Origin of the sequence: Lysinibacillus sp. FN11, from assembly GCF_024628845.1 — a bacterium.
Taxonomy (GTDB): Bacteria; Bacillota; Bacilli; order Bacillales_A; family Planococcaceae; genus Lysinibacillus; species Lysinibacillus capsici.
Genome location: NZ_CP102383.1, coordinates 800,763 through 816,163, shown reverse-complemented (window position 1 = coordinate 816,163; position 15,401 = coordinate 800,763). Strand labels below are relative to the sequence as shown.

Annotated in this window: 14 protein-coding genes; 4 read left to right on the top strand and 10 right to left on the bottom strand. The window is 35.0% G+C overall.

The genetic code is table 11. The features are described from left to right. Positions 1–15: 15 nt before the first annotated feature. The gene (locus NP781_RS03890) at positions 16–2,487 is read right to left on the bottom strand and encodes an S-layer homology domain-containing protein (protein ID WP_257521418.1); all 2,472 of its coding nucleotides are present in this window, start codon (positions 2,485–2,487) and stop codon (positions 16–18) included. A 666-nt stretch (positions 2,488–3,153) separates the two neighbouring features. Continuing rightward, entirely contained in the window at positions 3,154–3,690 is a 537-nt protein-coding gene (locus NP781_RS03885) for a TetR/AcrR family transcriptional regulator (protein ID WP_257521417.1), read from the bottom strand. 133 nt (positions 3,691–3,823) lie between these two features. Here NP781_RS03885 and NP781_RS03880 point away from each other — a divergent pair, with 133 nt between their 5' ends. After that, positions 3,824–4,564 (top strand): SDR family oxidoreductase, encoded by a 741-nt coding sequence (locus NP781_RS03880; protein ID WP_257521416.1) that lies wholly within the window; start codon positions 3,824–3,826, stop codon positions 4,562–4,564. Between the two features lie 95 nt (positions 4,565–4,659). Here the strand turns inward: NP781_RS03880 and NP781_RS03875 are convergent, their stop codons facing one another. The 3 genes from NP781_RS03875 to NP781_RS03865 form a co-directional block, all read right to left on the bottom strand. After that, entirely contained in the window at positions 4,660–4,971 is a 312-nt protein-coding gene (locus NP781_RS03875) for a cupin domain-containing protein (protein ID WP_257521415.1), read from the bottom strand. Between the two features lie 41 nt (positions 4,972–5,012). Further along, positions 5,013–5,999, bottom strand: coding sequence for an ABC transporter substrate-binding protein (locus NP781_RS03870; protein WP_257521414.1), 987 nt, complete (start codon positions 5,997–5,999; stop codon positions 5,013–5,015). An 82-nt stretch (positions 6,000–6,081) separates the two neighbouring features. Beyond that, entirely contained in the window at positions 6,082–6,909 is an 828-nt protein-coding gene (locus tag NP781_RS03865; protein WP_221680545.1) for a helix-turn-helix transcriptional regulator, read from the bottom strand. A gap of 596 nt (positions 6,910–7,505) precedes the next feature. Here NP781_RS03865 and NP781_RS03860 point away from each other — a divergent pair. Next, a complete protein-coding gene (locus tag NP781_RS03860) occupies positions 7,506–8,126 on the top strand; it encodes a flavin reductase family protein (protein ID WP_257521413.1) in 621 nt (206 codons plus the stop codon). 175 nt (positions 8,127–8,301) lie between these two features. Here the strand turns inward: NP781_RS03860 and NP781_RS03855 are convergent, their stop codons facing one another. The 5 genes from NP781_RS03855 to NP781_RS03835 all read right to left on the bottom strand — a co-directional run bounded on the left by NP781_RS03855 (position 8,302) and on the right by NP781_RS03835 (position 12,878). Further along, positions 8,302–9,243: an alpha/beta fold hydrolase gene (locus NP781_RS03855; RefSeq protein ID WP_255600979.1), complete on the bottom strand. Its 942-nt coding sequence runs from the start codon at positions 9,241–9,243 to the stop codon at positions 8,302–8,304. Between the two features lie 269 nt (positions 9,244–9,512). Further along, positions 9,513–10,445: an EamA family transporter gene (locus tag NP781_RS03850; RefSeq protein WP_257521412.1), complete on the bottom strand. Its 933-nt coding sequence runs from the start codon at positions 10,443–10,445 to the stop codon at positions 9,513–9,515. 385 nt (positions 10,446–10,830) lie between these two features. Beyond that, a complete protein-coding gene (locus NP781_RS03845; RefSeq protein WP_257521411.1) occupies positions 10,831–11,040 on the bottom strand; it encodes a hypothetical protein in 210 nt (69 codons plus the stop codon). A gap of 231 nt (positions 11,041–11,271) precedes the next feature. Continuing rightward, the gene (locus NP781_RS03840; RefSeq protein WP_257521410.1) at positions 11,272–11,925 is read right to left on the bottom strand and encodes an MBL fold metallo-hydrolase; all 654 of its coding nucleotides are present in this window, start codon (positions 11,923–11,925) and stop codon (positions 11,272–11,274) included. A gap of 29 nt (positions 11,926–11,954) precedes the next feature. Then, the gene (locus tag NP781_RS03835) at positions 11,955–12,878 is read right to left on the bottom strand and encodes a DMT family transporter (protein WP_221680540.1); all 924 of its coding nucleotides are present in this window, start codon (positions 12,876–12,878) and stop codon (positions 11,955–11,957) included. A gap of 113 nt (positions 12,879–12,991) precedes the next feature. Between NP781_RS03835 and NP781_RS03830 the strand changes: the two genes are divergently transcribed. Together NP781_RS03830 and yiaA are read left to right on the top strand one after the other, a co-directional pair. Continuing rightward, positions 12,992–14,410 (top strand): aminotransferase-like domain-containing protein, encoded by a 1,419-nt coding sequence (locus NP781_RS03830; protein ID WP_257521409.1) that lies wholly within the window; start codon positions 12,992–12,994, stop codon positions 14,408–14,410. Between the two features lie 439 nt (positions 14,411–14,849). Then, positions 14,850–15,320, top strand: a complete 471-nt coding sequence (yiaA, locus tag NP781_RS03825) for an inner membrane protein YiaA (RefSeq protein ID WP_221680538.1) — start codon at positions 14,850–14,852, stop codon at positions 15,318–15,320. Positions 15,321–15,401: the final 81 nt, after the last annotated feature.

The following is a 15,401-nucleotide window of genomic DNA, read 5'->3' as shown; positions in this document are numbered from 1 at the left end:
CAATGAACGCTTTAATTATTTTGCAATTGAACCGTCTTTTACTTTGTTGTTATTAGCATCAACTAAGTTTGTTGCTTTGAATTCAACTACAATGCTGTCTGTTAATGCATAGTCAGCTTTAGTTGTTGCAGTAAGTTTACCACCAGCTACTGTAATAGAAGTAAGTTCTACAGTTGATCCTGCAATTTTAACAGTAACACCTGTTGGTGCAGCTTGATCAGCAATATTTTCAGAGAAATCTACTGTAAATGTTTTGCTATCTACTGCAGTTACTTTAGTAGCAACAGGAACAATATTTTCTTTAAGTGCTACTTGAGTTGTCACTTTTCCACCTTTAAGAGTGTTACCTTTTGTATCTACTACATTGCTAGCTTCAAGTACATAATTACCATTAGCTGTGATAGAACCTTCTGGTAAAGTGAATCTTACTTTCTTAGTACCATCTACAAACTGAAGTTGCGTACCTGCAGGAAGTTCTTTTCCTCCAAGTGTATAGTTAGCAGCATTTGTTGCTGTTGCAGTCACATCTTTAGCATACTCAACTGTGAATACGTTATTGTCAGTTACAACAACTGGAGTAGCTCCGAATACTAATGAATCTGTTGGTGTTTCAGGTGTAGCTTCAAATACGCCTGTTGTTACATTGAACGTAACAGTATCAGCAGTTACATTGCCAGCTAAATCTGTTACTGCTTTAGCAGATAACTCGAAAGTGTATGTTGAATTGCTATCTAGATCAATGTCAACTTTTACAGTGTTTTTCTCTGTACCCTCGATTTTACCGTTACCATCTACATCGAAACCAGCATCTGCTTTTACTGCTGTTTCTTTTCCAGTAGTGTAAGCAATACCATTTTGTGTTTTAACTGTTAATTTTCCGTCTACTTTTACTGGCTCACTAAAAGTAAGGTATAGTGCATCAACGTCTGTAGTAGCATTCACATCATCAGCTACTAACATTTTAGTAGCAGTAGCTACAAGTGTAGCAGGCGTTAAATCTTTTGAAAGAATAGCATTGAACTCAAATGCATCGCCTGCATTACCAGCTAAATCTTTTTGTCCTTCAACTTTAATGTTTGTATTAATGAATGTAGCTGTACCTAAAGCAGATTTAGCATCAATCGTGAATACAGTTTTATCCTCAGTATCTTTAATATCAGCATCTGTTAAATAGAATACAGTTGATCCTACTGTTACTTTTGCATATTCTTTAGTCTCTGCATCTGCATTAAGATTTTGTTTCATTAATTCTTCAGAGAAATCAAACGTAATTTCTGTACCATTCACTGCTGTAGAAACAGTTGGTTTTGAATTATCAACGTCTGCTTTCAAAACTGTGAAGTTAACTGCGATAGGATTTGCGATATTATTAGCGAAGTCAGTTGCACCAACAATGTCTACTTTATAAGATTGTTCTGCTGTTAATCCAGTAATTGTTAATTTCTTACCAGATAAAGTATAGCGATCTTTTGATAGTTCTGTACCATTTAAGCTGATTGTTCCTTCACTTTGTACAGGCTCGTCGAAAGTGATAACAGCTGTAGTGCCTTTCGCTTCTACAGAATTAACGCTTACAGGAGTCGTATCTGCAAATGTGATTAATTTGTTAAACTCTTCAGTTAGAACTTTAGCATCCGCTTTTGTTTTAATTGGTTTTACAGTTACTTTACCATTTGTTAATTTTACTTCTTTATCTGTTGTTAAAATAACAGTCATACCGTCTTCAGATACTACTGCGTTAGTGATTGCTACACCTTCAACAGCATATTTCGTTGTGATTGCTGCATCTTTTGCATCAACAGCTGTGTTGAATTTCACTTCAAGTTCTTTTGCATTAAGCCCTTTTACAGCTTCTACAGCTGGTGTTACTTCTTGAACTGCATCAATCGTACGTTTTACCATTGTAGCGAATTCTTCGCGGCTAATTTTATCTTGTGGTGCTAATAAAGAGCCTTTCCCATTGATTACACCATTTTCTACAGCTGTTTCTAAGTAAGATACAGCCCATTTAGAAGCTTTAGAAGCATCTGCAAATTGGCTAAGATCTGCTTTACCTGTTAATTGGTAGCCTTGAACGATAACTTTAGCAGCTTGTTCTCTTGTTAATTGAGCTTTAGGCTCAAATTTACCATTGCCCATACCATCAAATAATTCTGGTGAAGTTGCAAGTACTGCATTATAGAACCAATCATTTTCACTAACATCAGAAAAATCTTCAGTGCCAGTAGCTTTTAAATCTAATGCTTTTGATAAAATTTCAGCTGCTTCTGCACGTGTAAGTGTACCAGCTGGGTTGAAGTTTCCTTTTTCATCGCCTTGGATGTAGCCTTTATCAGCTAAAAATTGTACAGCTTCTTTTGCCCAAGTTGAAATGCTAGCTGCATCTTGAAATTCAGCAGCTGATGCTACTGGTACGATTGCTGATGCTACAAGTGCTGCTGTAGCTGTAGTTGCGAAAAATTTACGACCTTTGTTTTGTTTTGTCATAGTATATTCCTCCAGAATTTTAATAAATTATATTATTCTGTGAGAACAATATTATCGCGCTATTTAATTATAAGATTATAAAAATATGTATAAATCGTTCCCACAAATAATAATTCAACCAATTATATGTAAAGCAATCTTCTAAATTTTTCATGATTAAATATCCCAATCAAACTGTAATTTGCTTTACAAGACAATAATATAACTTCATTACCAATAAATAAACGCTAAAAATAAGGTAATTTTAATACTGCATTGGTTATATAGGGAATCTTTTCATAAAAAATTTCTATAATTTAGAAATGTTATATCCTTTAACGACAAAAGTATCTGTTTCAATCAAATTTACAAATAACTCCTTTTTCAGTCTAATCCGATTTCGTTATTATTTTGATATAACGATGTACCGTATCATAAATTACTATCCTCCTGAAGTTACATCTACGATTTTAAGCTTCTATTCAATTGAGTATCTGAAAATAAACTATTTGCTTTGATTGCAAATTCTTCATTTAACACATTATCCTATCTTCCATAAAGAATAGATTGCCTTAGCTGAATCTATTAATAAAAAGAAACGGATTGGGAAAATGCTATTTCCCAATCCGTTTTATAATTTTGAGCATAAAAGCGCAACAAGCAGTACTTACTTTGAAAGATCCAGTCTTAATGAGATCTACTAACAACAGACCAAACTTGTTCAAACAAATGTAGATGGTCCCCCTGATTCCACCGCTCAGCAAAATACGGATTATGGAAGTAAGTAAAAGCGATAATAACTGCCATCCCCTTATTTTCCCAACCACTAATTTCTTCAACTTTTTTGGCAAGATGCTGGAGGTGATCTTTAATTAAATCTTTATTTGTTTCTATATAATTTGTATACAGCAGAAACATTTTTTGATGATTTTCATACAGATTTCTTTTAGTTACGTGAAGAAGCCATAGCCAATCATGTAAAGCGATTTCCGCATCAACGCCTTTTTTAGGACTCCATTCAAACAAATCTTTAGAAGTATTATCCAACCACTTAAGGGCAAGCTTTTGGAGCAAATCTTCTTTATTCTTATAGTGTTTATAAAGCGCAGCATGTGTAACGCCTAGCATCTTTGCAATATCTGATAATGTTGTTTTATTTATACCTTTGCTTAAAATTATTGCTTCAGCCGTAGAAAAAATCTTCTCTTCTGAAAGAATAGCCATTAAATATACTCCTTTCACTTCTCGTAGTTACATTTTGTTGACAATGTAACTATAACATGTGTAATATACAATAACAAAGTTACAAAAAATAAGAATTGTAACTTTCAATACTGGATTGTGGAGGATGAATTTTATGGTGAAAGAAATGTATAAACGTGTTGCTTTGGTATTAGGCGGATCTGGAGGAATAGGACGTACTGTTGTAACAAAATTAGCAGAAGAAGGTTATGCAGTTGGCGTTCACTTTTCTTCAAGTGAATCAAAGGCTAATGAATTAGTGGAAGAAATATTAGCTGATAAAGGACATGCTATAAGTGTGGGAGGTGATGTGGCAAATGAAATAGAAATGAGTATGGCTTTTGACCAAGTGGAAAACGCTTTTGGTGGTATAGATGTCGTGATAAATACAGCGGGAATCATGTTACTTAGTCCAATAGCAGATTTGAATTTAAGTGATTTAGATAAAATGCATCGCACAAACATCCGAGGTACATTTGTTATCTCACAATTAGCAGCACAACGAGTAAGGAGAGGTGGCTCCATAATTAATTTCTCTACCTCTGTTACTCGTAGCCAATTTCCAAACTATGGTGCTTATGTAGCAAGTAAAGCAGCTGTTGAATCTATTTCAATGATTCTAGCTCGTGAATTAAGAGGAAAAGATATAACTGTTAATGCAATAGCTCCGGGACCAACGGCAACACCTTTGTTCTTCCATGGAAAAGATGAAAAACAAATTCATCATTTAGCAAATGCTGTACCATTAGAAAGACTAGGAGAACCTAGGGATATTTCAGAAGTTGTTTCTTTTTTAGCTGGTCCAGCACGTTGGGTAAATGGACAAGTAATCTTCGTAAATGGTGGTTTAGCTTAATAACGAACTAAATTCCCAAGGTAAATACCCCTTTAGATTAATCGAAAGGGGTATGATAAAAAATTATCTATCTCTTTTTGTTAGTCTGGTAATGCCTACTTGACCTTAGGCTCCACAAGCATAATATGGCATTCCTTTTCAGCAAAAGGCATTTGTTCCGCTCCTCCAGGAACAATAAACATCTCACCTTTGGATATTTTCACCTGACCATCCCGAAAAGCAATGAACATCTCCCCTTCGAGCACAATAAATACCTTATCAGCTCCTTGATGTTCATGCCATATAAAATCCCCAGCAATCTTCACCACTTTGAATTGAAAATCGTGTATTTCGCCAATAATTTTCGGTGACCAAAGCTCCTTTAATTCCGATAATTTCTCATTTATATTGATAACTTGATGTTGCATATTCATCTCTCCTTATTTACTTTTGGAAAAGGTTTTTCCTATTATTCGTCCTTTTGTAAGGCTTCTGTTATATTTTGCAAAGCATATTCGATAGCTAATGGACCTCCAGTAATAGCGGAAGTATCCATTAAATGAATATTCCCTTTTTTTACGGCATTCATATTATTCCAGACATTGCTTTGATTTAACTCATTCATTAATGCTTCCTTTTTTGTAATATCACCAATAAGGAAAATATGGTCTGCTTGAATAGTTGAGATTCCTTCAAATGCAGCGAATTGGTTATTCTTCCCCTTAAATGTCTGATCTGGTGTTAGACCCAAGCCCTTTTCTTTATCAAAAGCAAGTGTATAAACAGGGTTATCTTCACCAAGAACATTAAACGTTTTTCCATCCCAAGACAAAATAAGTGCTACTGACTCTCCTTGAATTGACTTTAATGCTTCACGTCCTGTTGAGATAGCTTTCATCATTTTATCAATTACTTTTTCCGCCTCATCGTCTTTTCCGATAATCTCGGCTACTGTACGAAGTCCATATTGCCAGTCTTCGTAGATGTCCTGAGATTGCAACGTAATGACTGGGGCAATTTTTTCTAGTGATTCATACAATTTTTCATGATGTTCTGTTGCTAATATATAATCAGGACCAATCGATAGCGTTTTTTCAATACTAGGAGACAATTTATCACCTAATTCCTCTGTTGAATCTAGCTTACCGTTTAAATAAGACAAAGTGGATAAATATTCTTTATCAGTAGAAGCTGTAGGTGGCTCACCTAATGCAACTAAAATTTCAGGGTAAAAATACCATAATGAAACAATTTTTTCTGGTTTTTTCTCGATGACAAATTCTTTATCTAGGGCATCTTTAATTGTTCTAGGCCAATCAGTTGCTTCTACATCCACTGCTGATGAAGATATGTCTTCTGTAGTTAACGCCTTATTTTCTGCAGGTGATTTATGGCAACCTCCCAATATACCTGCTAGTAATAGCAATAAAAATAACAGTCCTTTAATCTTTTGCATTGAAATTCCTCCAACATAAAATCTCTGATATACACTTAGTATAGTAAAGTCATGTTTGGCGGAGAATGGATGCTTGCTGAACTTAGCATGGATTATTGATGAACTTATCTCGATATTCAGTAGGAGAGATACCAAATTGCTTCTTGAATACTCTACTAAAATAAAAGGGGTCAGTAATTCCCACCGTTTCCGCAATTTGTTGTACAGGCACATCACTTGTAAATAGCATTTTTTGAGCCATGTTTATACGATAGTTTAATAAATATTCTGCTGGACCCATCCCTGCATGCTTTCTAAATATATAAGTTAGTCGATTTCGATTGACGTTATATTGTTCGGCAAGAGAGGTAATGGAAAGGCTTTGATAATAGTTTGCATGAATATATGTAGTTATTCGTTCGAATAGAGTGTATGATTCACAGCTATTTTGTCGATTAGCTACACATAATAATGCTTCATTCAGTACATCACGAAATAGCATTTCGGTCTGAAACATTGATATACCGCCTCGCTGATTATATACATGCCATAGACGCATAATTAACTCCATTAGTCGAGGAGATTGTCCTATCGGTAATTCAAAATGCTGATGTGAAAAGCTTGTCTCTGCCAATTTCTCCGTACATATCCTGTATAAAACCAGAATATATTCCCAATTTGTATCATCAAAATTTTTTTGATTGAGTTTCATCTTCGCTCCCCCGTGCACAACTTTTCCTGGCGAAAAGATATAAGGGGTGCCATTAAAGTGAAATTCTATTTTTCCAGAAAGAGGAAAAACAAATCCTGGAAAAGAATCTGTATAATCAGCGTAAGGTACACCTGTATTTCTAGAATATCGATAGATTCCTTTTACTTGGAAAGGTGTGTTTGCTAAATGCTCGGCAAGCTGATTTACGTCGATTTCCATACTTATATACCTCATTTCAATAATAGTTTGCTTGGAAAACCATAATTTGTCATACGGCAAACAGCAAATAACATAATAAGTTACTGCTTTTTCAAGGTGTAGTCCTCTGTAGTTGGGTTCAATTATAGTTTTCAACATATTCATTACTAAAAATATGAAAAGGTAAGAATGACGACTCTCACCTATCCCCACCTTATCGATAACGATTATCATTGTCAATTAAATTAGAGCCTCCCTTTTATACCTGAACGATCCATCAACCTCACTCATGTCATTTCTCTATCTTTTGTCCTCTTCCTAAAAGCAATTCCTTGCAAATCTTCTCTATTTCTTGTGAAAAAGATTTTATGTGGAAGGCTTCTGTAAACCTTTGATTCCCAGATAAAGCTACTATTTATAACAATTTTACTTCATAAGTTTGTACAAAATGATCAAGCGTCGGACTCAGGACTTTCGCAATATGGAGACTTTAAATTTCTTTGCTCAATATTATTAGTTAGAAGTATTAATTTTGTAATCAACACTTCGATGAACGTCGAAATGTTTATATTTTACAATAAGTCTGACAGTGAAAACATTTATGGGAGGAACTAAAAATGAAAATAATGAAACAAATGCCAAATACAAAAATAATAAATCCTAAAATTTTATATTATGGATTTCCTGTAATTTTACTAAGTACGTTAAATGAGGATGGAACAGTAAATATTAGCCCTTTATCTTCTTCTTGGGTATTAGGAGACTGTATTATCTTAGGGATTGGTCTTGGAGGAAAGGCAATTGAAAACTTAGAACATCATCCTGAATGTGTCATAAATATCCCAGACCCCTCTCTATGGGAAAACGTGGAACAGTTAGCTCCTTACACAGGAAAAAATCCAGTTCCAGATTTTAAGAAACAGATCGGTTTTACATTTAGAAAAGAGAAATGTGATATTAGTTGCTTAACACCTATTGGGTCCACAACGGTTATTCCTACTCGAATTATGGAGTGTCCTATTCAAATCGAAGCAAAGGTAAAACATATACGTATTCCAGATTATTCTCCTAATTTTGCTATCGTCGAGACCCAAATGACACAAGTCCATGCCCACGAAGAAATAATTATGGATGAAAATCATATTGATCCAAATAAATGGAGTCCACTCATTTATAATTTTCGTCAATACTTTGGTTTGGGTAGCGACCTTGGTAATAACTTCCGTTCTGAGAGCTAAACATGGGGCTTAAAACATATGGTTCACAAAAAAAGACCAGGTTCTCATTTGAGCGCCTGGTTATTTGTTAAAACTTCCTATAATTAGGTGCAGAATAATATGCTTGCTGCACATACAATACAATAGTTAAATCTGTTTTTTTCCATTTATAAATGTAAAATCTTTCTTAGAACAGTCACTTTATCTCTTTCATAAATTCTCTAAAGTTTTCAACGATGTCTTTTGCTTTTGTACGATATAAGTAATGATCCCCTTCAAATGTCATCACTTTCCCATGGATAGAATTGACTATTTGTCTTTTATGCTCTGGTGTCCATCTGTCCGTTACTGGATGGTTCTCTTGTATAAAGAAAATAACTGGGAGATTTTTAGGAAATGTTAAACTTTCAGCCGCTTTAAAGTTAGCATACATCATTTCAGCTTCATTTAACTGGCTGAGATTATACATATTTTTGTGCTTAAGAATTTTCATTTGTTCTTTTGTTTTCTCATCATAGGGTAGTTCGGTATATGGGTCATCACTAAGCTTCACCTGCAATCTAGCTAAACCTGATTTTTTTAGTAGTTTTAAAGTAGTTATTACTAAAGGTTCAATCTTTCTTTCACTTATCGTTGGAACACTACTATCAAGCCCGACAAATGCACTTACTTCGTTTGGATATTTGTTCACATAATCCAATCCGTAAAGGCCTGAAATGGAATGACCCATTAGAATATAACGCTCAATATGAAGGCGCTGTAATGCTTCATGGATTTCACTAACAATATTCTCAGTGCTTCTTTCTTTTTCGGTAAGAGCACTTAATCCATAACCAAAAGGCTCAATGACCACAACTTTGTAAAATGGAGATAATTCATCTACTAGTAGTTGAAAATCAAGTGCTGGTGCTGCTGTTCCATAACCAGGTAAGAGTACGACGGTTTCTTCTCCTTTTCCCTGAATGAAGACATTCATTTTTTTCCCATCTACGGTTACAGACTGACCATAAGTTTCTAGTTTTCCTTGCTCCATTTTGCTACAAACAATATGAACAAGGAAAACAACCGCTAAAAAAAGTAATATGGCTATAATTAAACCTACTACTATTTTACTTATAAAGGTTATCGTTTTTTTCATTATATTGGCACGAGAGTGTAGAACGGCAAGCGATAACCGTGTTTTCCTTTCTTCTCGTACCGCACCTCCCTTTCATACTCTCTTTTCTCTATCAATCTATCTCGGCTACTTTCATAAACCGTTAAGGATAGCTTATACAATGAAGGTGTACTGCCTATGACAACAAAATGAACAGGGTATGAACAAAAAAATAGTATGTCATTAAATAAATAAAGGACCCAATGATTCTTTTGCTATGACATTGCTTAATTGACATGAAAAAAGGATCTTCAAATCGAAGATCCTTTTGCTACTTTGTCAGATTTTCTGTATTTAGATTTTACATTTTTTAACAATCCATCTTTATCAAGCAAAGTTGGTAAACTGATACCGATAACGATTGTGACAATACCTGCTATCTGCAAAGTTGTAACCGTTTCGCTTAAGAGGATAACTGATACCATCACCGCGATTGGCAATTCAACAGCACTCAATATGGATGACATACCTAATCCCACTTTAGGCACTGCAATTGTGAATAAGAAAACCGGTATAATCATGCCAAATAACCCTAATGCTAAACCATAAATCCACAGTCCTTCGTTAAACAAAGTGCCATTCCAAATAATTTCTGGAGACTGAAAAGCCGCAGTCGTCATGAAAGCAAAGAAAGAAACCAATACTAAACGATTAGAGGTTGTCATACTTGCTGTTGTCTTTCCGTTTACATATAAAAATAAGGAGTAACAAAGAGCAGCTGCTAAACCCCATAACCACCCTTGAAAAGGTATTTGAGACAAATCAACATCAATTATGCCTGCAGCTGGTATCGTTCCAGCTACTAATATAATTAAAGAGATGAATTCAATTCTACTTGGAACTTGCCGTTTTATAATACAAGAAATCAGCATACCAATCCATGTAAATTGGAACAGTAATACTACTGCCAAGGAAGCAGTCAAAAAGTTTAAAGAATGACCATATAAAATATTTGTTAACCCTGTTAACATACCTGCAAATAGAAGGATTTTAACACCTTTAAAGCTAAAATTTGATCGATTTGTAACTAAGGAAATACATACTGCTATACAAAAGCCGATAAAAAACTGACTTGTAACTGCCTCAGATACAGAAAAGCCACTACGCATTGCCAGTTTTATAATAGTTGAAACGATACCAAAACTACTAGCTGCAATCACTACTAATAGGGGATAAAGATACATCTTGATTATTCACTTCCCTCTCAAAACTTGTCTTGATGAAATTTTGTCTATGATTTTGAGATGTCGAAAAAAATCATAATCTCCAATATATATCACTGATTGTTATTTTACAATCTTTTTTTCGTTAATAATGAATCCTCCCATAGAGGAAAGTCTAATTTTAAAAATGATAAAAAAGCCAAAACCCGCATGTATCAAGGGCTTGGCTTTTATCTTTGTATCTCATAAATAAGAATGTTAAATTGAATATTTTTTCTCAATTTTCTTCAGCATGATCAATCTTATTCTGATAATCCAATCAAAAAAACATCCCCCTCTATAAAGAATATAGAAGTGAGATATTTTTAATGTTCACTAATATTATTATTGAACGGCCGCAAAGCGTTTAGCGTGACTCTTTTGGCGGTTGGCATACATCACATTTTCGTTGGTTTTTATTTTTAAATTTCGTAAATGTTTTTTCAAAGTTATTACCACATGCACATTTAAATAGTAGCTTTTGAGAAAAACCATGGTATTCAGTCGTTAGCAACTTACTTTCTGAATTGTTCGCAACAAATTTCTGAATTTCACCAATCGTCCAACGTTTATTCATTTCCTTACACCTCCATATTTGATCGTTCTGCGGAGGCTTTTCTTGGCATCCGTTATAAAAAAGTGCTTAAGTATCTTAAGTGCCTCATTATAACATGACCTGACTCACATTAAAATAGATGTTTGACAAGCCTTTGACTAGTACTGGAGGTGATACTCTTGCATGTTACGATTCGAGCTAGCCTCCTAGCACTTGGCATTCTATGGAACCTTCATCTTTAATTTTTAAGATTCAAAGCTTTTGAATCTGCTCTTTAATATCCATCTTGCATATTCCTCCGTGATAACAAATCACAGATTCAATGTCTAGGTCTGCATATTTCTTTAAAGATTGTTGAGCAACCTCTATATCCAAAGTGGTTGGAACATGAATCCCTCCCAATACACCATTTACACTATACATCGAATCGCCTGCAACAAGCGTTTTACTTTGCTTCAAATATAAACTAATATGGCCAGGCGTATGTCCTGGCGTATGGATAACTTGTATTCCCCCACAATATGGTAGTTCTTGACCGTCTTTCAAGGTCTCATCCACTTTCCCCTTGGGTGGATTCTCTATGTGCCCGTCTTTCAAAAGTGGTAAATCCCCCTGAATATAAGGCTTATCTAGCTCGTGTGCATAAACTTTTATATGACTACCGCAATTTTGCAATATTTCAGGAAGACTGCCTATATGATCGATATCCTGATGTGTCAAAATCACAACTTTGAGTTGGTTGAACGACACGCCTACCTTTTCCATTGCTATACGTAAATCTTCCATTTGACCTGAACATCCAGTATCAATTAAAACAGCCATCTCCTGATCCCATAAAAGCGTTGGATAAATGAAAGCTCCATTAAATTCAAGCTCCAGAATCTCTACTCCTCTAGAAATTTTCATCATTTCATCCCCTTTATCATTAGATTTTATTATTCTTTTACATCCTGAAGAACAGTCCTCTTCCGCCAAAGCAACTCTCTCAATGTTTCAAAATTGACTAGAATCGTTCCAACAATAATCGTCAGAGTACCTATTCCTGTTAGCCACGAAAGATATTCATGATAGAAGGTAACACCTAATATAACGGCAATTACTGGTGAAATATACAGCCATGTGGACGGAAAAACAGGATTTGTTCGTGACACAAGCCAATAATAAATGCTGTGACCGATCATTGAACCAAAAATAATCAAATAAAAAAGAGAACCAATTGAAGCTGGACTTAAAAGATGCTGTAGCTGAATGTTCTCAGTTAAAAGTGACAAAATGATTAATAAAATCCCTCCATACATCATTTGTGCCGCATTTAAAGCAATTGGAGATGTTGTTCCAAATTTTTGGATGACATGCTTCGTATAAATTGTTCCAGATGCGTAAAAAACTTCACCTAAAATAATAGCGAAACAACCAACCATCCAGAAGGGACTAATCTCTATTGCAAAACTTGGTAAGATTAAGAACATAACACCAATGACTCCGACAACACATCCAATAAATGATTTTCGGTCTCCTTTTTGCTTCAATATAAATGTCTGAATAACAATTATCATCATTGGACCTGTAGCAGATAAGACAGCTGCGATTCCAGATGTTACATACTGTTCAGCCCAGTATAATGTGGCAAATGTTCCAAAGGTTAAGCCCATTCCTGTAAAAAACATTTCTTTCCGAAATAATAACCGAATTGTCGTTTTTTTGCGCCAAACCATAAAACTAAATAGTAGTAAACCGGCAATGAGAAAACGAAGACCAGCTGATAAAAACGGAGGAACTCCTGCATCAACACCAACTTTAATTGCTAAAAATGTTGTCCCAAAAATCAAACACATAAAGAAATAATTAATCATTACCATATCAAACTCCCCCTCTTTTTCTATCATAAAAGAAGTTGGATAGAACAGATTAAAAAGGATAGAACAGATCAGTTTGGTTCGTGGTACAATCGGTGTGAATAGGAGGAATCGATGTGGGCAAAGCAATTCAAAATGAAGATTATCTTTTTAAGAAAGTCTATGATGATGTACTGCACCGAATAGAGCGAAAAGAATGGAAAGAACATGAAAAGCTTCCCTCCGTCCGGCAATTAGCATCTGAAATGAATGTCCATCGGCTAACGGTATTAAAAGCTTATCAATTATTAAAACAGCATGACAAAGTTTATGTAAAAGATAAATCAGGCTATTTTGTCCAATCAACAGTAACAAAATATATTGAATATCTAGATCAGGACAATCCCATTGTTTCAGCATATGTAAAAAAAAATCATTTATCCGAAATCCATCAACCATCTGTTTCCTATCATTTTTCTCAGGCATTGATTGATCCCAATCTTTTGCCTAATCACTATTTTTCAAATTACGTGAAGGAAGTGTTTGACCTTTATCCGAAAGTACTGGCAACCTACTCAACGGTGCAAGGTGATTTAGAGCTACGTGAGACACTGACCCAATATTTTATCAACCACTATAAAACACATTTGAGTCCAGAAGAACTGTTAATAACATCTGGCTCACAGCAAGCCATTCACTTAATTGCTCAAGCTTTTATTAAGTCACGGGACGTCGTTTTATTTGAACGCCCAAGCTATAGTGCTGCGATTGATATCTTTAAAGCACAAGGCGCACAGATTGTTACGGTTGATATCCATCCTGAGGGCTACGATTTAGAACAGGTCGAATACTATATTAAAAAATACAAGCCCCGCCTATTTTATCTTAACCCCTCCTTCCATAATCCAACTGGTTATACGGTTTCTGTCGAGCAGCGTAAAAGATTAGTGGAATTAGCTGAGCACTATCGCTTTCTATTAATAGAAGATGATGCCTATCACGACATTTATTTTGACCAAGCCCCACCACCTCCAATTTACACATTTGATAGTGCTGGGACGGTCATTTACATCCGAAGCTTTTGCAAATACATCTCTCCTGGTTTGAGAATTGCAACTGTTATTTGTCCATCATCATTAATGAAATCACTATTAACAGAAAAATCGCTAGCTGATAATGGCTCACCACTTCTCAATCAAAAAATTTTTCTCCATTACTTCTCCTCACTAAGATTGCAACAACATTTGGAGAAAATTCGGATTGCCCTACAGATTCGAAAGGAAATTATGGAAGAGGAGCTAGCTGTAACAGGCTGGCGATGGAACAGTCCAAAAGGCGGTCTAAATTTATGGGTACAGCTCCCAGATGATTTTCCAACTGAATTATTATTATCTAAAAGTATCGAACAATCGATATCCTTTGTGCCTGGTCAAGTTTGTGATCCATTAAAACAACTATCCTCCTGGATACGTTTAAGCTATTCCTATGCAAATGAAAAACAACTAAGAGAAGGAGTAAAAAAGTTGGTTACAGTGGCGCAATCGCTTTCTATGTGAGCGGACTAGCGATTTATTTTCATCTAAAAACGGTGGTATTCACAGCTTTATCAACCATTTCAATTATTTTGTTCATCAGTGGCACAAATCGTAATAAGCGGTGGACACAGCAACAACAGGCAGACATATACATCTAACATATTTAGCTGTCTATTTGAATAATATAGAAAAAGTTAGACACGTAGCTCTTATTTGTACAAAATAATTGCAGCAAAAAGGTTCTCCGTGTAGGACACAATTTTACCAAGGAATGATAAGAGAGCCTTCAGATTTGATGAAGCCATATTGACTCTTTATTCCAGCAAAATAAAAGCCAAATTAAAGCAGCCTCCTTTAAGGAGAATATTGAAGAACGAGAATTAGAGAAATTTCTATTCTCATAACCTCCCTGTAGAATGATAGAATGTTTTTATACAGTGATAGAAGGAGGAGAAAGATATTGTCTAATCAAAATGATTCTTCATTAGATAAGGAAAAACAGCCTGATCCGAAAATTAAAGTAGAAAGAAAAGAGGGAGAACCAACTGCTGCTTTCAAGGGGGCTTCCTGGGCAGCATTGTTAGTAGGTGTTACGGCATATTTTATAGGCTTGTTTAATGCAACGATGCAACTAAACGAAAAAGGATATTACATAGCTGTTTTAGTATTTGGACTCTATTCAGCAATATCCTTACAAAAAGCAGTAAGAGATAAAGAAGAGGGAATACCCGTTACTAATATTTATTATGGTATTAGTTGGGTTGCACTTATTGTATCTATATCATTAATGGGCATTGGATTATATAATGCTGGGAGTATTGTTTTAAGCGAAAAAGGGTTCTATGGTATGTCATTTGTTCTAAGTTTGTTTGCATCCATCACGGTTCAAAAGAATATTAGAGACACACAGAGAGCAAGAGAAAGAGATTAAGTTACTGAAAGAGTCGAGAAGTTCATTCTCGATTCCTTTTGTCATTTTTTCTTAAGCTCCCTGCTCCTCCAAACTATAAAA

Excerpts from the sequence above, each read along its gene's own strand:
- NP781_RS03890 (WP_257521418.1), bottom strand. The coding sequence starts at position 2,487 with ATGACAAAACAAAACAAAGGTCGTAAATTTTTCGCAACTACAGCTACA.
- NP781_RS03885 (WP_257521417.1), bottom strand. The coding sequence starts at position 3,690 with ATGGCTATTCTTTCAGAAGAGAAGATTTTTTCTACGGCTGAAGCAATA.
- NP781_RS03880 (WP_257521416.1), top strand. The coding sequence starts at position 3,824 with ATGGTGAAAGAAATGTATAAACGTGTTGCTTTGGTATTAGGCGGATCT.
- NP781_RS03875 (WP_257521415.1), bottom strand. The coding sequence starts at position 4,971 with ATGCAACATCAAGTTATCAATATAAATGAGAAATTATCGGAATTAAAG.
- NP781_RS03870 (WP_257521414.1), bottom strand. The coding sequence starts at position 5,999 with ATGCAAAAGATTAAAGGACTGTTATTTTTATTGCTATTACTAGCAGGT.
- NP781_RS03865 (WP_221680545.1), bottom strand. The coding sequence starts at position 6,909 with ATGGAAATCGACGTAAATCAGCTTGCCGAGCATTTAGCAAACACACCT.
- NP781_RS03860 (WP_257521413.1), top strand. The coding sequence starts at position 7,506 with ATGAAAATAATGAAACAAATGCCAAATACAAAAATAATAAATCCTAAA.
- NP781_RS03855 (WP_255600979.1), bottom strand. The coding sequence starts at position 9,243 with ATGAAAAAAACGATAACCTTTATAAGTAAAATAGTAGTAGGTTTAATT.
- NP781_RS03850 (WP_257521412.1), bottom strand. The coding sequence starts at position 10,445 with ATGTATCTTTATCCCCTATTAGTAGTGATTGCAGCTAGTAGTTTTGGT.
- NP781_RS03845 (WP_257521411.1), bottom strand. The coding sequence starts at position 11,040 with ATGAATAAACGTTGGACGATTGGTGAAATTCAGAAATTTGTTGCGAAC.
- NP781_RS03840 (WP_257521410.1), bottom strand. The coding sequence starts at position 11,925 with ATGAAAATTTCTAGAGGAGTAGAGATTCTGGAGCTTGAATTTAATGGA.
- NP781_RS03835 (WP_221680540.1), bottom strand. The coding sequence starts at position 12,878 with ATGGTAATGATTAATTATTTCTTTATGTGTTTGATTTTTGGGACAACA.